14 protein-coding genes are annotated in these 15,273 nt (G+C 37.1%); 7 read left to right on the forward strand and 7 right to left on the reverse strand.

Going from position 1 to position 15,273, the window contains the following annotated elements:
- The first annotated feature begins 16 nt into the window (after positions 1–16).
- Together AC012T_RS11965 and AC012T_RS11970 are read left to right on the forward strand one after the other, a co-directional pair.
- Positions 17–1,591, forward strand: coding sequence for a hydantoinase B/oxoprolinase family protein (locus tag AC012T_RS11965; RefSeq protein ID WP_487065983.1), 1,575 nt, complete (start codon positions 17–19; stop codon positions 1,589–1,591).
- A 953-nt stretch (positions 1,592–2,544) separates the two neighbouring features.
- Positions 2,545–2,913, forward strand: a complete 369-nt coding sequence (locus tag AC012T_RS11970; RefSeq protein ID WP_487065985.1) for a pentapeptide repeat-containing protein — start codon at positions 2,545–2,547, stop codon at positions 2,911–2,913.
- Positions 2,914–2,991: 78 nt separating this feature from the next.
- On the opposite strand, the gene AC012T_RS11975 is transcribed toward AC012T_RS11970, so the two are convergent.
- From AC012T_RS11975 to AC012T_RS11990, 4 genes are all read right to left on the reverse strand, one after another.
- Entirely contained in the window at positions 2,992–3,198 is a 207-nt protein-coding gene (locus AC012T_RS11975) for a hypothetical protein (protein ID WP_487065987.1), read from the reverse strand.
- Positions 3,199–3,291: 93 nt separating this feature from the next.
- Entirely contained in the window at positions 3,292–4,764 is a 1,473-nt protein-coding gene (locus AC012T_RS11980) for an adenylate/guanylate cyclase domain-containing protein (RefSeq protein ID WP_487065989.1), read from the reverse strand.
- Complete coding sequence (locus AC012T_RS11985) at positions 4,761–5,789, reverse strand: molybdopterin-dependent oxidoreductase (RefSeq protein WP_487065991.1); 1,029 nt, start codon at positions 5,787–5,789, stop codon at positions 4,761–4,763. The genes AC012T_RS11980 and AC012T_RS11985 overlap by 4 nt, the downstream gene beginning before the upstream one ends.
- A 226-nt stretch (positions 5,790–6,015) precedes the next feature.
- On the reverse strand, positions 6,016–6,144 hold the full coding sequence (locus tag AC012T_RS11990; RefSeq protein ID WP_487065993.1) for a hypothetical protein: 129 nt from the start codon (positions 6,142–6,144) through the stop codon (positions 6,016–6,018).
- Positions 6,145–6,219: 75 nt separating this feature from the next.
- Here AC012T_RS11990 and pruA point away from each other — a divergent pair, with 75 nt between their 5' ends.
- Entirely contained in the window at positions 6,220–9,198 is a 2,979-nt protein-coding gene (gene pruA, locus AC012T_RS11995) for an L-glutamate gamma-semialdehyde dehydrogenase (RefSeq protein WP_487065995.1), read from the forward strand.
- A 103-nt stretch (positions 9,199–9,301) separates the two neighbouring features.
- Here the strand turns inward: pruA and AC012T_RS12000 are convergent, their stop codons facing one another.
- On the reverse strand, positions 9,302–9,769 hold the full coding sequence (locus tag AC012T_RS12000) for a type II toxin-antitoxin system YhaV family toxin (RefSeq protein ID WP_487065997.1): 468 nt from the start codon (positions 9,767–9,769) through the stop codon (positions 9,302–9,304).
- Positions 9,762–10,082, reverse strand: a complete 321-nt coding sequence (locus AC012T_RS12005) for a hypothetical protein (RefSeq protein ID WP_487065999.1) — start codon at positions 10,080–10,082, stop codon at positions 9,762–9,764. Before AC012T_RS12005 ends, AC012T_RS12000 begins: the two co-directional genes overlap by 8 nt.
- A gap of 182 nt (positions 10,083–10,264) precedes the next feature.
- Between AC012T_RS12005 and AC012T_RS12010 the strand changes: the two genes are divergently transcribed.
- From AC012T_RS12010 to AC012T_RS12020, 3 genes are all read left to right on the forward strand, one after another.
- Entirely contained in the window at positions 10,265–12,244 is a 1,980-nt protein-coding gene (locus AC012T_RS12010) for a DEAD/DEAH box helicase (protein ID WP_487066001.1), read from the forward strand.
- Between the two features lie 128 nt (positions 12,245–12,372).
- The gene (locus AC012T_RS12015) at positions 12,373–12,582 is read left to right on the forward strand and encodes a hypothetical protein (RefSeq protein WP_487066003.1); all 210 of its coding nucleotides are present in this window, start codon (positions 12,373–12,375) and stop codon (positions 12,580–12,582) included.
- A complete protein-coding gene (locus AC012T_RS12020) occupies positions 12,572–13,171 on the forward strand; it encodes a hypothetical protein (protein ID WP_487066005.1) in 600 nt (199 codons plus the stop codon). Before AC012T_RS12015 ends, AC012T_RS12020 begins: the two co-directional genes overlap by 11 nt.
- Here AC012T_RS12020 and AC012T_RS12025 read toward each other — a convergent pair.
- On the reverse strand, positions 13,140–13,547 hold the full coding sequence (locus AC012T_RS12025; RefSeq protein ID WP_487066007.1) for a DUF29 domain-containing protein: 408 nt from the start codon (positions 13,545–13,547) through the stop codon (positions 13,140–13,142). The two genes, AC012T_RS12020 and AC012T_RS12025, sit on opposite strands and share 32 nt — an antisense overlap.
- A gap of 442 nt (positions 13,548–13,989) precedes the next feature.
- On the opposite strand from AC012T_RS12025, the gene AC012T_RS12030 reads away from it, so the two are divergent.
- A complete protein-coding gene (locus AC012T_RS12030; RefSeq protein WP_487066009.1) occupies positions 13,990–15,249 on the forward strand; it encodes a glycosyltransferase family protein in 1,260 nt (419 codons plus the stop codon).
- Positions 15,250–15,273: the final 24 nt, after the last annotated feature.

Below are 15,273 nucleotides of genomic sequence, written 5' to 3' on the forward strand. Positions count from 1 at the left end.
GTAGTGACAAATTATCATGCATACCACATATCAAGCAGATCCTGTACGTTTAGAAATATTCAAAAATCTCTATCAATTTATCGCTGAACAAATGGGAATTGTTCTGCAAAACACAGCGACATCAGTCAATATTAAAGAACGGCTAGATTTTTCCTGTGCTATTTTTGATGCGTCTGGTCTATTAGTTGCGAATGCTCCCCATATTCCCGTACATTTAGGCTCAATGAGTGAAAGTGTTCGCTGTTTAATTAATGATCAAGGGGATACAATCAAACCGGGAAATGTCTATTTATCAAATAACCCCTATAACGGTGGAACTCATTTACCTGATGTCACAGCCATTACCCCCGTTTTTCTGGAGAGTAGAGAAAATATTCCCAATCCTCTCTTTTTTGTTGCTTCTCGTGGACACCAAGCTGATATAGGTGGTATCACTCCCGGTTCTATGCCTCCTCACAGTACCACAGTGGCAGAAGAAGGAATTATTTTTGATAATTTTCTCTTGGTTGCACAGGGTAATTTTCAAGAAACAGCAGTGAGAGATTTTCTGCAAAATCATCCTTATCCTAGCCGTAATCCTGACCAAAATATTGCCGATTTTAAAGCACAAATTGCTGCTAATGAAAGGGGAGTAAAAGAACTTGAGAAAATGGTCAAACAATATGGACTAGAAACAGTTAAAGCTTATATGCAGTTTGTTCAAGATAATGCTGAAGAATCAGTCAGACGAGCAATTGATGTTCTCAAAGATGGTGAATTTATTTATGAAATGGATAGCGGAGCTAAAATTCAAGTTAAAGTGATAATTGATCGAGAAAATCGTAGTGCTAAAATTGATTTTACTGGCACATCTGCACAATTAAATAGTAATTTCAATGCTCCCAAGGCTGTCACTCAAGCAGCAGTTTTATATGTTTTTCGGACTTTGGTTGATGATAATATTCCCCTCAATGCTGGTTGTCTCAAACCATTAGAAATTATTATTCCTGAAGGTTGTATGTTGAATCCAATTTATCCAGCAGCAGTAGTAGCAGGAAATGTAGAAACTTCTCAAACTATTGTCGATGCTTTATATGGTGCTTTGGGTGTGATGGCTGCTTCCCAAGGGACAATGAATAATTTTACTTTTGGTAATCAAAAATATCAATATTATGAAACTATTTGCGGTGGTTCTGGAGCAGGAGCTAATTTTGATGGTACTGATGCAGTTCATACCCACATGACTAACTCTCGCTTGACAGATCCTGAAGTTTTGGAAACTCGTTATCCTGTACAAGTAGAAAGCTTTAATTTACGTCCCCATAGTGGGGGGAAGGGAAAATATTCGGGGGGTAATGGGGTTATCCGTCGAATTAAGTTTTTAGAACCTATGACGGCTAATATTCTCTCTAGTCATCGCTTGGTTCCTCCCTTTGGCTTAAATGGTGGAGAAACTGGACAACTAGGACGCAATTGGGTACAACGTCAAAATGGAACTGATGAAGATTTAGGCAGTACAGCAACTGTAGAAATGCAACCTGGAGATATTTTTGTAATTGAAACTCCTGGTGGGGGAGGATTTGGAGCAAATATTCTTACTCCTCCTTCTTAAAACTTACGGTTAATTAGAAAAATATTGAGTATTAACTGAGGTTTGATGATGCGGTGGTTCAGTATTTAGTGCTAAAAGGCAATGTGTAGCTTTTTTATGCTTGTGATTTGTAGCTATGTTAACTCTGGTTCCATCACGATGTTGAACAAATAGGCACAAGCGCTACAAAGGCAAAATTTTTAGAGTTTGGGTGGATAAAAGATACATTCAATATTGGTGGAGATTGTGAATTTTAGCTGTCTAAAAAGGCTTAATGTGAATATCCAAGGGGGTTTTATGCTGATACTTGGGGGACTAATGACTGGCATAGTTAAGTAAATCAGACTACAAATTATATTTCGTCACTTAATGGTTCGATTGGGTAAAGTTTAACTGATTTATCAAGGTATCTAGATTTTTTATACTACGTCTGAGAAATTTTTACTGTTGGGCTTTGTCTTGTTAGCTACCATAACGATTGAGCCATTTTTAACTCGTGTCAGTTAATAAAGTGTCACTCTCCACACTAGCTATTTGGTTTTAAAAGAGATATTCTTAATGAATGCAAGGAGTGATACCACTTCACATTATGTTTGTTACAGGTTATCCTGGCAGTGCTTCCCCTAATAGCAATGTTGCGGATTCCAAATGTTGCATTACACAGTGATATGGTATAAAGTTATACGGGGGAGCGCTTGAGTAAGCAAAAAGGACTCAGGCGCTTTTTCGTGTATAAAGAAGCAAAGGTTATTTTTCTGGTATTAATTTGTTTGTTTTCGTTAGCACTGTTAGAGATAGGAAAATACAGGGTTTATTTAGCCAAACTAGTTTGAGCAGTTTTTGAACTTTTTTTGTTGATTGGGTATGGTAGCTTTATTTCCGCTGTGCTGTGCTAGAGATAATAGAAGCTGGCTATTTTTGTAGCTAAGTCAGATATAGAATTTACTTTTATTGCGATCGCTCTGGGAATACATATGGATGCTGAAGATATTAAACGACGCTATGTCGCAGGAGAGAGATATTTTCCATCTGCTCAGTTAAATAGAGTCAAGTTGATTGATGCCTATTTACCAGGAATCAATTTGTGGGGAGCAGATTTAAGTGAAGCTAATCTTGCTAGAGCTAAATTGTGGGGAGCAGATTTGAGTAGGGCTAATTTGGCTAAGGCTAATCTGACTAGGGCTAATTTGTGTGGTGTTAATCTGTGTGAGGCAAATCTCCGGGGCGCTACACTGCACTATACTAAGTTATACGGTGCAAATTTAACGGGTGCTTGTTATGACGACAGCACACGCTTTGCGAGAGGTTTTGACCCGGTTATTCATAATATGCGGAAGTTTTAAGTTACTTGGTAGGAAGGGCTAATCATTATTTAAATTTTTTTCAAAAAATTTAATGCACTCCCCAGTACGCATTATTTCCTAAAATACCTGATCCTCAATTCCTCGCCACCATTCACCCAAATTCATCAAATCTTGGAGAATATCTGCTAATTCTTGCTCATAAACCTGTGTTGATATTGTATCTCGCCGTTCTTTTAGTTTTTGCAGCCTTAATTGAACTAATAACCAAGGTTTAGAAATGCCCCCTGTGGCTTCTAGATATTGTGCTAGTTTTGTACTATCCATAAAATTTTAGTTTCTTGTGCGTTTAATTACGAATTTAAAATTATGTAAATAATGAGAATAGAGAATACTCCTGACTCCTGAATTTTTACCAAATTATGCTTTTACTTCATAAATAGATATTGCTTCATCTTTGCCTTTGACTTTCACTGATTTATCTATTAGTCTCAAAGAAAAAGATTCAGGACAAGATAAGTTTCTCACTACTGACTCTGTGATGAGAATATTACATCCATATTGCTTAGTTAGCCCCTCAATTCGGGAGGCAACATTAACTGCATCACCGATCACGGTAGAATCAATGCGGGAGGTAAAACCCACTGTACCCATAACTACTGTACCACGATGAATACCAATGCCAACACTAATTCTTGGTAAACCAGTTTGTCCTGTCTGTATACTTCGCTCATCATTAAACTTATCTAAAGCCTGTTGCATTAAAATTGCGGCGTGTAAAGCGCAGTCTGTATTCCCATCGTCAAATAACGCCATAATAGCATCACCAATATATTTATCAATAAATCCCCCTGCTTCATCTATGGCTTTTCCCATACAAGCCAAATAGTCATTCAAAAACCTAAAGATTTCTATAGGTTCCATTGCTTCAGACATTGAGGTATAACCGCGAATATCACAGAATAAAATCGTCATTCTCCTGGTTGAAGCTGCACCTACTTCAATGTTTTCTATTCCTTGGGGAGCAATAACTGAGATAAACTTATTAGGAACAAATCTTTCAAAAGAATCTAAAGTTTTTTTCAATTTGCTAAATGATATCTGCAATGCAGCAGACATTTCATTTACTGAAGTTGCCAAAGCGCCAATTTCATCTGCACGAGAATGAATATCTGCACGATGCTGTAAATCTCCGCCGGCGATTTTAGCAACACTAACTTGTAAACGGCGTACTGGATCACTTAAATGTTGTGCTAAGAAATATGCACATATCCAGCCTACATTGAGTCCGACAAAACCCACTCTCAAAGCCTGATTGACTGCATTGGTGACAGCACGATTGATTTTTCGTAAGGATATACCTATTCTTAATTTGCCAAGTTTTCGACCAGATAGTGTTTGAATATCTGATGCTACCTCCATCACCTTTTCACCACGTTTAGCTCGCAACTTATCAGCAAAATAAATATCTCGGAGAATAAATGTTTCGACAACGTGAGTTTTTTCGGAGGAATTTATGGCAGCATTGGTGACATTGAGGGATACAATATCAGGGATATAATTGTTTTGAAATTCGTTAGGAGAAGCGGCAGCAATCTGATTGTTTTGATTGGAATCAGATACTAAGACATAGATAAAATCATCATTTTCTCTCAACAGCAAATCTATATTTAAACGAATTTGACTCCAGTTCTCCTCCGATACTTCGTTGGCGTAGGTAGAACTTAATACCTTAGAAAGAATTCTAGCATCATTTAGTTTTTCTTGGTGGTAAAGAGTACTTTCACTTTTTGCCCAAACCGTAACGATCGCACCAATTAAAGCCAGAATCAGGAGGGTGGTAGAAGCCATGATCTGGGTGCGAATTGAAGAACGTAAAACGAAAGATTTCATGGCTTTACAGTCAATTCTTCTACAAAAGTCACCCATTTGAGTTGCTTGGTTTCTGCTTGACAGTTTTCACCAAAAGCTAGAGTCACTGGGCCACCCATTTTCGATGAAATTGGTTTTTTGTCGTTATCCCATCTGGTAGCTAAGAGAATATCACAGTCGAGTACTTCTTTAGCAGTTAAATTTATTGCTTCTGTAGTTTTCCGGTAAACTGCTGGTTTACCACTTATAACCACAGATCCCTTTGGGGTTAAGTTAACACCAGCTAAGGACAAAACATCGCGCACTCTGACACCTTGTAGCGTAACCTTGTTACTTGGCCACCAGACTCGATAACCAACTTTTTGTGTCAGGGTAACTTGAGGTAATTTATCTAGGTCTGCTAAGTTAAATTCACGCTGACCCACTCGCACTAAGGCTTTTTCTGTACCAACTATGATATCGGTGACGTAAAATGCCCACATACCTTCATCATATTTTTGTTTGAGTTCCTGATGCTGGGTATAAGGAAAGACTAAATAAATCGGACCTCCTTGACTACGCTGAATTTGTTGATTATTTCTGGTAAGTGCTAAAATGATTGGGTAAGTGAGCAAGTCTTCTATTTTGATTGTGACTTGATAAGCATCGTAAGAGACAAAAGTTACTTCAGTTACTCCTGCTTGAATACCAAACTTTTGCAACAGTGTGGCTATAGATATTCCGCTAAATTTAAATACCTGATTTGGGTTAACGATGTTATTTGCATCAACTGTATTGATATTAGCTTGAGCTAAATTTTGTATCTGTTGCCAATTTAAGGTTACAGGTTTACCAGTTGTTGTCTCACCCTGAATAACTAAATTCCATTGACGCTGCTGATTGTTTTTGTCGTTATCTGCCAGAATTTGCCTATTGCGCGTAACCGCTTCTTTGCGCCATACTTCCAATTGTTGATCTGTCGGCTTTTTTGTGCAACCTACCAAGCAGACTATAGCTATCCCTAAAGATGCTAAGGCCAAGTTTTTCCAGACATTCAATACAACCACATCTAAAACTACTACTTTAAGAAGGTTTGTAAACTGGGGTTGGCTACTTTACGGGCAGCACTGTAATACATTTTTACACGATGATTAGAGATTCTCCACAAAAATGTGACCTTTGTGGCTACTAAATGATGAAAACGTCACAATGGGTAATGGGTAATGGGTAATGGGTAATGGGTAATGGGTAATTGGTAATCAATACTTGTCGGTTAAGCTTAAAACAATAAAATTATGTAGGTTGGGTTGAGGAACGAAACCCAACATTTACAGGGGTTTGTTGGGTTTCACTTTGTTCAACCCAACCTACTAAAATCCTTAACCGAACAGTATTGAATTGGTAATTGTTGATTCGGAGCATATTTATCTTTTTTCTGTCACCTGTCACCTGTCACCGGCTTCCATAGATAATCTTAAATTAAGGAGTTTAATTTCAGTGGTATTACAAGTAGAAAACAGTAGTTACGAAGCGAAAACCCAAGAAATCGCTAAACAGGTTCTTGCTGCTACTCAAGAAAATCGCTCTTTTTTGGCTGCTTTACGGGATCAAATGCGTTGGGATGATAAATTACTCGACTGGGCTATGAGTAATCCTGGGTTAAGGGTGCAACTTTTTCGCTTTATTGATACTTTACCCGCTTTACATAGTAAATCAGAAATTGCGTCTCATTTACAAGAATATTTGGGAGATGAGTCTGTAGAATTACCCGCAGCTTTGAAAGGGATGCTAAATTTTGCTAATCCTGATTCTATGCCGGGACAGGTAGCAGCGACAACTGTGGGAACGGCTGTGGAAACTTTGGCACATAAGTATATTTCTGGGGAAAATATTAAACAAGTTATCAAAACGGTTGAGAGACTGCGAAAGGACAAGATGGCTTTCACTATTGATTTACTTGGTGAAGCGGTAATTACGGAAACAGAAGCGCAGTCTTATTTAGAAAGATACTTGGAGTTGATGCAGCAATTGGTGGAGGCTTCGCAAAAATGGACGAAAATTCCGGCTATTGATGAAGCTGAGGGTGAGAATATTCCCAAGGTTCAGGTTTCGGTGAAGTTAACAGCGTTTTATTCACAGTTTGATCCTTTGGATGCTCAAGGTAGTGAGGAACGGGTGAGCGATCGCATTCGTATTTTACTACGTCGGGCGAAAGAGTTGGGTGCAGCAGTCCATTTTGATATGGAACAGTATGCATATAAGGATATTACTTTCAATATTCTCAAAAAACTTTTGCTAGAAGAGGAATTTCGTCAACGTACTGATATTGGCATGACTATTCAAGCATATCTGCGTGATAGTGAACAAGATGCTAGAGATATCATTGCTTGGTTAAAACAACGGGGTTATCCTCTAACTGTTCGTTTGGTTAAAGGTGCGTATTGGGATCAGGAAACTATCAAAGCGGCTCAAAAACATTGGCAGCAACCGGTTTACAATGATAAAGCGGCTACAGATGCGAATTTTGAGACGATTACGCAGATATTGCTAGAAAATCATGAGTATGTGTATTCTGCCATAGGCAGTCATAATGTGCGATCGCAATCTCGCGCTATCGCTATTGCAGAAACTCTCCAAGTCCCCCGTCGTCGGTTTGAAATGCAAGTCCTCTACGGCATGGGTGATAAAATAGCCAAAGCTTTGGTAGATAAAGGTTATCGTGTGCGAGTTTATTGTCCCTACGGTGAACTTCTCCCCGGAATGGCTTATTTAATTCGTCGGTTATTAGAAAACACCGCAAATAGTTCCTTTTTACGGCAAAATTTGGAAAATCGTCCGGTTGAGGAGTTGTTAGCACCACCAATTCCAGTTCCAGCTTCCCCCTCGCTTGCGGGGGGGACTGAGGGGGGGTTCTTCGGTGTAGCAGATACGGATTTTGCAGAAGAGGAAAAAAGAAGAACGTCAAATCAAGCTTTTAAAAATGTCCGTCAGCAATTAGGAAAAACTTATTTACCGTTGATTAATGGGGAATATGTAAATACGACGACGTTTGTTGATTCTCTTAATCCTTCTAATTTTAGTCAGGTGGTTGGGAAAATTGGACTTCTGAATATTGAACAAGCTGAGGAAGCAATGAAGTTTGCTAAAGCTGCTTTTCCCGCTTGGAAGAAAACCCCAGTTAAACAACGTGCTGATATTTTGCGGAAAGCTGGGGAGTTAATGGAGGAAAGACGCGCTGAACTTTCTGCTTGGATAGTTTTAGAAGTAGGAAAACCTGTTAAGGAAGCTGACGCGGAAGTTTCGGAAGCGATTGATTTTTGTCTTTATTATGCTGATGAAATGGAACGGCTGGATAAAGGTGTAATTTATGACGTTTCGGGGGAGAATAATCGTTATATTTACCAGCCGAAAGGAATCGCTGTTGTAATTTCTCCCTGGAATTTTCCTTTGGCTATCGCTTGCGGTATGACTGTCGCTGCTTTGGTTTCAGGAAACTGCACTTTACTCAAACCTGCGGAAACTTCTTCTGTAATTACTGCTAAATTTACAGAAATTTTAATAGAAGCCGGCATCCCTAAAGGTGTTTTTCAATACGTCCCTGGTAAAGGTTCTCAAGTCGGTGCTTATTTGGTCAATCATCCGGATACTCATGTCATTGCTTTTACTGGTTCTCAAGAAGTAGGCTGTAGAATTTACGCAGAAGCTGCAATTCTTAAACCCGGTCAAAAGCATATGAAAAAGGTAATTGCGGAGATGGGTGGGAAAAATGCAATTATTGTGGATGAAAGTGCTGATTTAGACCAAGCTGTTGTCGGAGTTGTCCAATCTGCTTTTGGTTATAGTGGTCAAAAATGTTCTGCTTGTTCACGAGTGATTGTTCTTGAACCGATTTATGATGCTTTTGTCGAAAGGTTAGTAGAAGCGACGAAATCGTTGAATATTGGAGAAACAGAATTACCAAGTACCCAAGTTGGCCCTGTGATTGATGCTAATTCGCGCGATCGCATTTTGGAGTATATTCAAAAAGGAAAAGAAGAAGCAAAAGTCGCTTTGGAATTACCCGCACCAACCCAAGGTTATTTTATCGGCCCTGTAATTTTTTCGGAAGTACCTGCAAATGGGATAATAGCCCAGCAAGAAATATTTGGACCTGTGTTAGCGGTAATTAGAGTTAAGGATTTTCAAGAAGCTTTAGAAGTTGCCAACGGCACAAATTACGCTTTAACTGGTGGACTTTATTCTCGGACACCTTCCCATATTGAACAAGCGCAAGCAGATTTTGAAGTTGGGAATTTATACATTAACCGGAATATTACCGGGGCAATAGTTGCCCGTCAACCTTTTGGTGGGTTTAAGCTTTCTGGTGTGGGTTCTAAAGCTGGAGGGCCTGATTATCTGTTGCAATTCTTAGAACCAAAAACGGTGACAGAAAACATTCAGCGTCAAGGTTTTGCACCTATTGAGGGTGCAGAATAACTAATTTGTAGGGGTTTAGCATTGCTAAACCTCTATTGCTCGCTTTGACATAGATTTAAAATACAAAGTTGGACTTACCGTGACAAAACCCAAGCTACTGTTACTACTCCAGATTATCCCCATTTATCTCACAATCTGCTAACAATTCATCTAAACTATCTGGAAATGTCCCTCTTGTTACCATTTTAGTAAACACATTATAACAGTCATCCTTAGCACCTTCTTTTCGCGGAAACCCCAACCACAAAATCACAATTGCTTTTAATTGGGGAGTATCAAACACCCGAAAAAATAGCCGATATCGTTCTGGTAAACCCAGTTTTTTGACTCGACTATAGCGTTTTAATGCACCAGTTAAAGCAAAATGACTAGCAAAAGGATCAGCAGGAATTTTAGTTTCAATTGCTATCGTAATGGCTGCAAAAAGTTTTACCGTTGCATGAGTTTTAAACTCTGATTCTGATAATTGTTCTCGCAAATTAGTAACGCGATTTGATAATACTTGATATTGACTACCAAATAATTGAGGATTAAAATATATTTCCCAACCATTACTAACAAATTTATTCATCGTCTAATTGCACACCTTCAATTAGTTGATGAGCAGCTTCAGACATTTCTGTTGTATAAGGTTGTAATGTATTATTTTTCAATGCTTCTGTGGTAGCAAAATCAAGAAACAGCCGCATTAATAGCGAGTCTTCTGCATCTTCATCATCATGCAATTGAGGAACAATTCGCACAATTGCTGTATCAGGTGATAAAACTTCAATCCAACCATCTGCATTCGCAAATTGGGGATGTTCACGATAAAAATCAGCAGGAAGTCTAAACCCTGCACTATTACCAATTTTGGTACTACGAATATTGTAGGAGTTGCTCATTTGTTGTGTATGTACATGATGTAATTACATTATAACAATAATCAATGAGGATTTATCAATAGTTATTGACTATAGAGGATTTGTAAAAAATGATATTATGCTACAGACAACATTAGACAAACCACCTCTTTATGGGATTTTTTAATAAGATTGCTAGTCTTTATAACCGAGTCATCTCATCCATGCAGGATGCACGTGATTTAGCTTTTAACTTACCTGCAAAAATAGAGCAAAACTCAGAGTTATTCAAAACAATTTTTAACAGTAATTGGTCAAATCGAACTATTGATGAAATGGAAGAAGTTGTAGAAGAGGTCAAACAGCGTGTTATTCATGAACTTATTATAGCTGCTGGATCGTTAAATTCATTTGGTGCGCCCGGCGTTATAGTATACATCCCATGTCAGATTATAGGAGGATTGGCAATAGCACATATTTATAACCCAGAATATACTGTCAATCGTAAATATATGCTAAACGTTGCAACAGTAATGATTTATGGACAGCTTGCTGGTGAATTAGTATGGTCACAATTGGTTCAAATTCTAACACCTCTTTTGACTCCACCTGTAGTGGGAGTAGTTATGACTCCCTATATGCAAGCTCTGACAGAGATGTTACTAAACAAAGTGCATCATTATTTTCGTCAAGAATTTTTAAATAAACAGAAATTTAAGACTAAAAATAGCACACAAGCATCTCAATCGGCAGATTCAAAACAAACTAATTCAGAACCTAAAACCACTACTAATACTCAAAACTCTGAAGTAATACAAGAGGCTAACAAGTTACTTGAACGAATTAATCAAGGTGGAAAAATTCTCTTTCCTACTCAAGAATTGGTATTTCAAGAATTGGTTCAAGAAGCTAATAATGAATCTGCTCTTACACTGGGAAGGACACATATTTTTCGTGGTGTAGCAGGTAGTGGAAAAACTATTATTCTTGGTCAATTAGTACCACACTTAGCAGCAACATTTCGAGTTAGACATGGTGACTATCCATCTATATTAGTTTATCACCACAATAATTATATAAATAAACTTCTGGCTGATGAAATTCAATCTGCTGTAAATACACCTATTAATATTCCACCTTTACCCAAATCATTTTATAGAGATTATGTATGGATTCACAATCTTTCAACATTAAAAGATGAACTTTATGATCGAAAGATGATGAATAAAGGTCTTTCACTTAAGGGAATTAAGGAAAGTAATGAGCGGGCTAAAAAAATATTTGATTATCTTAACAATTATACAGGAATATTTGATATTATATTTGTTGATGAGGGACAAGATATTAGTCAAGAAGAATATAATTTGATTATTAATCTATGTCGTAGTGGTTCAAAAACTAAATCTAAAAGTATATACATTTTCTATGATGATCTTCAAAACATATTTGGAATCAAAGACCTTGTTTTAAAACGAGTCAATAGCCAACGACCTATTGAGCATTTTTTATCAAGCTGTGTCAGAACCTCTAAAAAATTAGTTGACTTTACTTTTAATACCTGTTTGGGAGATTCCATTGATGATACCAGTAGGGTTGAACTGGAGCGTTTAATGAGCCTTAATAAACTTAAAGAAAGATCCTTAATTACAGAAAAGTATATGGAAAATGGTCGGAATTGGATTAGTTGTAATTTCTGTGTTTTCCCTGGAGAAACAACACCAGAAGTGCGTCAGTTTAATTCTAACCAAGAATGCTGTAATGCTGTTGTTGAAGACCTCGATCAACTTTTTTCTGCTCAGGGTTTAGAGAATGTCCTGAAAGGAGGTGTATTAATCCAGTGTTTTAGCAAAAATATGGTACAAGAGATATCTAATATATTGTATGCAAAGTTTGGCAATAGGGTAAACCGTCGTAGTGGAGAGGATATTAGCAGTCAAGAAAAACGCATGAAATTAGCAGTTGAGCCGCAAACCATCAATGTTGCATTGGTTTGGGATACTAAAGGATATGATGCTAATATTGTGTATGTTATTAATCCAGATGGAGGAGATCAAAACACTATAAAAAAACGTTCCCTGTTTTATGTAGCTGCTACCCGTGCAAAGCAATTTTTAGCTGTTTATAGTTCCATACCTGAACAAAATGCTCCTATAATGCAAGATGCACTTAGAGCAGTGCAGAATGTTGAGCGGCAACTTATATAGGTTTTTATTCTCCTTTGACTTCAATATTACTATTTTATTTGGGTGTAGCTCTTTTGAAAAGACAATTTTAATCCTGGCATAAAGCCTAAAATTCATACAGGACATAGAATCAGGGTTTCTCCATATTTATGGGTAAAAAAGATGATATTAAACAAGTTGATTCAATTGCTAGAGAATTTCGGATGTCTGCAGAATTAAGAAATGCCTTTGGTATATTTCTGGAGGAAGAAAAAAGAAATGGTTATGGTGGAACTTTAAACGATAGAGGTGATTTTACTTATCTAGAACTCCGTCAGAAAGCTAAAGAATTTTTAGAGGATATTAATTATGAATACTAATATAGGAGTTGCTAATTCTCAACCAAATCTAAATCAAATTACTCAAAAAATTATAGGAGAAACTTGCAATCAGGTTACATTTAGTTATGGTGATGAATTACGGTTAGATTTTGGTGAAATGTCTGCCTATAATCATCCTAAATTAAGACATTTACGCAAAGGAACTTGGCAACTTAATACCAGAGCAACAAATTATTTAATCAAAGTAATGGACGGAAAACGTGGATATACTCTAAGATTTTTAACACTTGATTCATCTGCCCAGGTTTTTATAGATTCTGTAAAAGTATTAGAAAATAAAAAACTAACTGATTTTGTAATTAATCCTAATAATAATTTTAAATTGACTTTATCCTTTGAGGGTGGTTGTGAACTGATTTTAGACCCAAATTTAAATTTAGAAGATGATTCTGAGCTTGCTTATTGGGAATTAATGATGCCAAATGAGCAAATTTTAACAGTGGGGCTGGAATGTTTTGGGAATGTAAATCAATTCATGAACGCTATTAATCTGGATATCCTGATTCGGAAAATTACCAATCACCAATTACCAATAATTATAATTTCCAAAAATCGCAATCTAAAATAGAGTCTATATCATTAGGATACGGCCATACATCAGGAAATGTGACTTGCGGATAATTTTTGCGAACCCCTTTGAGTGCAAGTCTCCAAGCACTATTAAAAGCTTCTTCCCAGATAGTTTTGAGACTGGGAGAGTCTTCAAGTTCTAGTTCTATTTGTCGTCTTTGTTCATCAATAGTAATTTCCCAACCACGATAGTCATTGGGTGCGTTGATGTACAATCTTTTTAGTAAATGTTCTAGAAGAATCAAGAGTCGGCTTTTTAGTTCTTTTTTTTCAGAGCGTCCTAAACTCTCAATTTCCTCTATTAAATTTTCTAAATCAAGTTGATCAAAATCATGCGTTTTCAGTTTAGCAACTGTATCTGTTGTCCAAAGCAAAAAGTCTTGGATCTGCTTTATCAGACCAAATTTTCAAGTAGTATTTACTACCATCATCAGTAGACTATAATTCATAAAGACAATCACCACCCCTACCCTCACTTCTTAAGTAATCAGCTAGTGCTTTCTTGGATACAGATAAAAGGGTAGATATAGTCAAGATAGGAATTAGAGCTATTTTCAATATTATAGTTGTCTTCATAGATACGCCAATCATTGCTTTATTCTCACAATAAGACGATCGCATGATTATGTCTAGATATAAAAGCGCAACTATTACGCATCTTTAATGTAAAAATATAAATTGCCTAAAAAAATATATACTTTATAAAGTTCGCTTAAACACTTATCTTAAACTCTTAACTCTCCGCACCTCTGCGTCTCTGCGTGAGATAAAATCAGACTTGCACTCAGCAACGCCCAATTAATTATATACATAAAGATGAAAACACCAATAGATATCCTGATTTTATCCAATGGACCAGGGGAAGTAACAACCTGGGTGCGTCCGGTAGTGAAAGCGTTAAGAGAACAATTAGGTGATGAACGTGATGTTGTCAGAATTTCTGTAATTTTATCACCTTGTCCCCATGCTAGTGGCAAAGAGAGAGCGATCGCACTTTCTTACCCAGAAGTTGATAGAGTCCAAGCCGCATCACATTTTTGGCAATTTCTACTTTGGGGAAAAACCGCAGATAATTGGGACTGGAGAAGTAAAGGTATAGTTGTATTTCTCGGTGGTGATCAAGTTTTCCCCGTTATTATTGGTAAAAAACTGGGATATAAAACAGTAGTATACGCTGAATGGGAAGCCCGTTGGCATAATTTAATCGACCGTTTTGGGGTCATGAAAGCAAAAGTTGCAGAAAATGTCTCACCCAAATATGCTCATAAATTTACCGTTGTCGGTGATTTGATGTTAGAAGCAGCAGCACAAGATCACCTCAAATCCAAAATCCAAAATCAAGAATCTAAAATTGAAATGATTGGGATTTTACCAGGTTCAAAAGCTGCGAAATTAACCCAAGGTGTACCTTTAACCTTAGCTATTGCTGAATATATTCATACCAAAAAACCTCTAACTAAATTCGTTATTCCTGTTGCACCAACTTTAGACTTACAAACTTTAGCGAGTTTTGCAAATCCCCAAAAAAACCCATTTATAGAAATTTTTGGTGCTAATAGTGCAGCCTTAATTATTCCCGAACAAGGTAAGCCAATATTAAAAACAGAGACAGGATTAACTGTGGAGTTGTACCAAGAAAATCCAGCTTATGAATTATTATCTCAGTGCAGTATTTGCTTAACTACAGTTGGTGCAAACACTGCTGAACTTGGTGCTTTAGGCATACCAATGATTGTTTTATTACCAACTCAACAAATGGATTCAATGCGTTCTTGGGATGGTTTACCGGGGTTGTTGGCAAATTTACCAGGAGTAGGTACAAATTTTGCTAAATTGATTAATTGGTTTTTTCTCAAACGCATAGGTTTATTATCCTGGCCAAATATTTGGGCGCAAGCAGAAATAGTACCAGAACTTTTAGGAAAACTTAAACCGCAAGAAGTTGGAGAAATGGTTTTAGACTTTTTAGAAAATCCCGAAAAATTGGCTACTATGCGCGATAAATTACGCAGTGTGAGAGGTGAAGGTGGTGCTGCAATTAAATTAGCAACTTTGGTAAAGGAAGAGTTATTATAGAGACATTTTACCGGGAAATATCTA

Source organism: Anabaena sp. EIM26 (assembly GCF_057568715.1).

Coding starts and splice junctions, on each gene's coding strand:
- AC012T_RS11970 (WP_487065985.1), top strand. CDS start 2,545: ATGGATGCTGAAGATATTAAACGACGCTATGTCGCAGGAGAGAGATAT.
- AC012T_RS12005 (WP_487065999.1), bottom strand. CDS start 10,082: ATGAGCAACTCCTACAATATTCGTAGTACCAAAATTGGTAATAGTGCA.
- AC012T_RS11965 (WP_487065983.1), top strand. CDS start 17: ATGCATACCACATATCAAGCAGATCCTGTACGTTTAGAAATATTCAAA.
- AC012T_RS12015 (WP_487066003.1), top strand. CDS start 12,373: ATGGGTAAAAAAGATGATATTAAACAAGTTGATTCAATTGCTAGAGAA.
- AC012T_RS12010 (WP_487066001.1), top strand. CDS start 10,265: ATGCAGGATGCACGTGATTTAGCTTTTAACTTACCTGCAAAAATAGAG.
- AC012T_RS11990 (WP_487065993.1), bottom strand. CDS start 6,144: ATGCTCCGAATCAACAATTACCAATTCAATACTGTTCGGTTAAGGATT.
- AC012T_RS12020 (WP_487066005.1), top strand. CDS start 12,572: ATGAATACTAATATAGGAGTTGCTAATTCTCAACCAAATCTAAATCAA.
- AC012T_RS11975 (WP_487065987.1), bottom strand. CDS start 3,198: ATGGATAGTACAAAACTAGCACAATATCTAGAAGCCACAGGGGGCATT.
- AC012T_RS12030 (WP_487066009.1), top strand. CDS start 13,990: ATGAAAACACCAATAGATATCCTGATTTTATCCAATGGACCAGGGGAA.
- AC012T_RS11980 (WP_487065989.1), bottom strand. CDS start 4,764: ATGAAATCTTTCGTTTTACGTTCTTCAATTCGCACCCAGATCATGGCT.
- AC012T_RS12000 (WP_487065997.1), bottom strand. CDS start 9,769: ATGAATAAATTTGTTAGTAATGGTTGGGAAATATATTTTAATCCTCAA.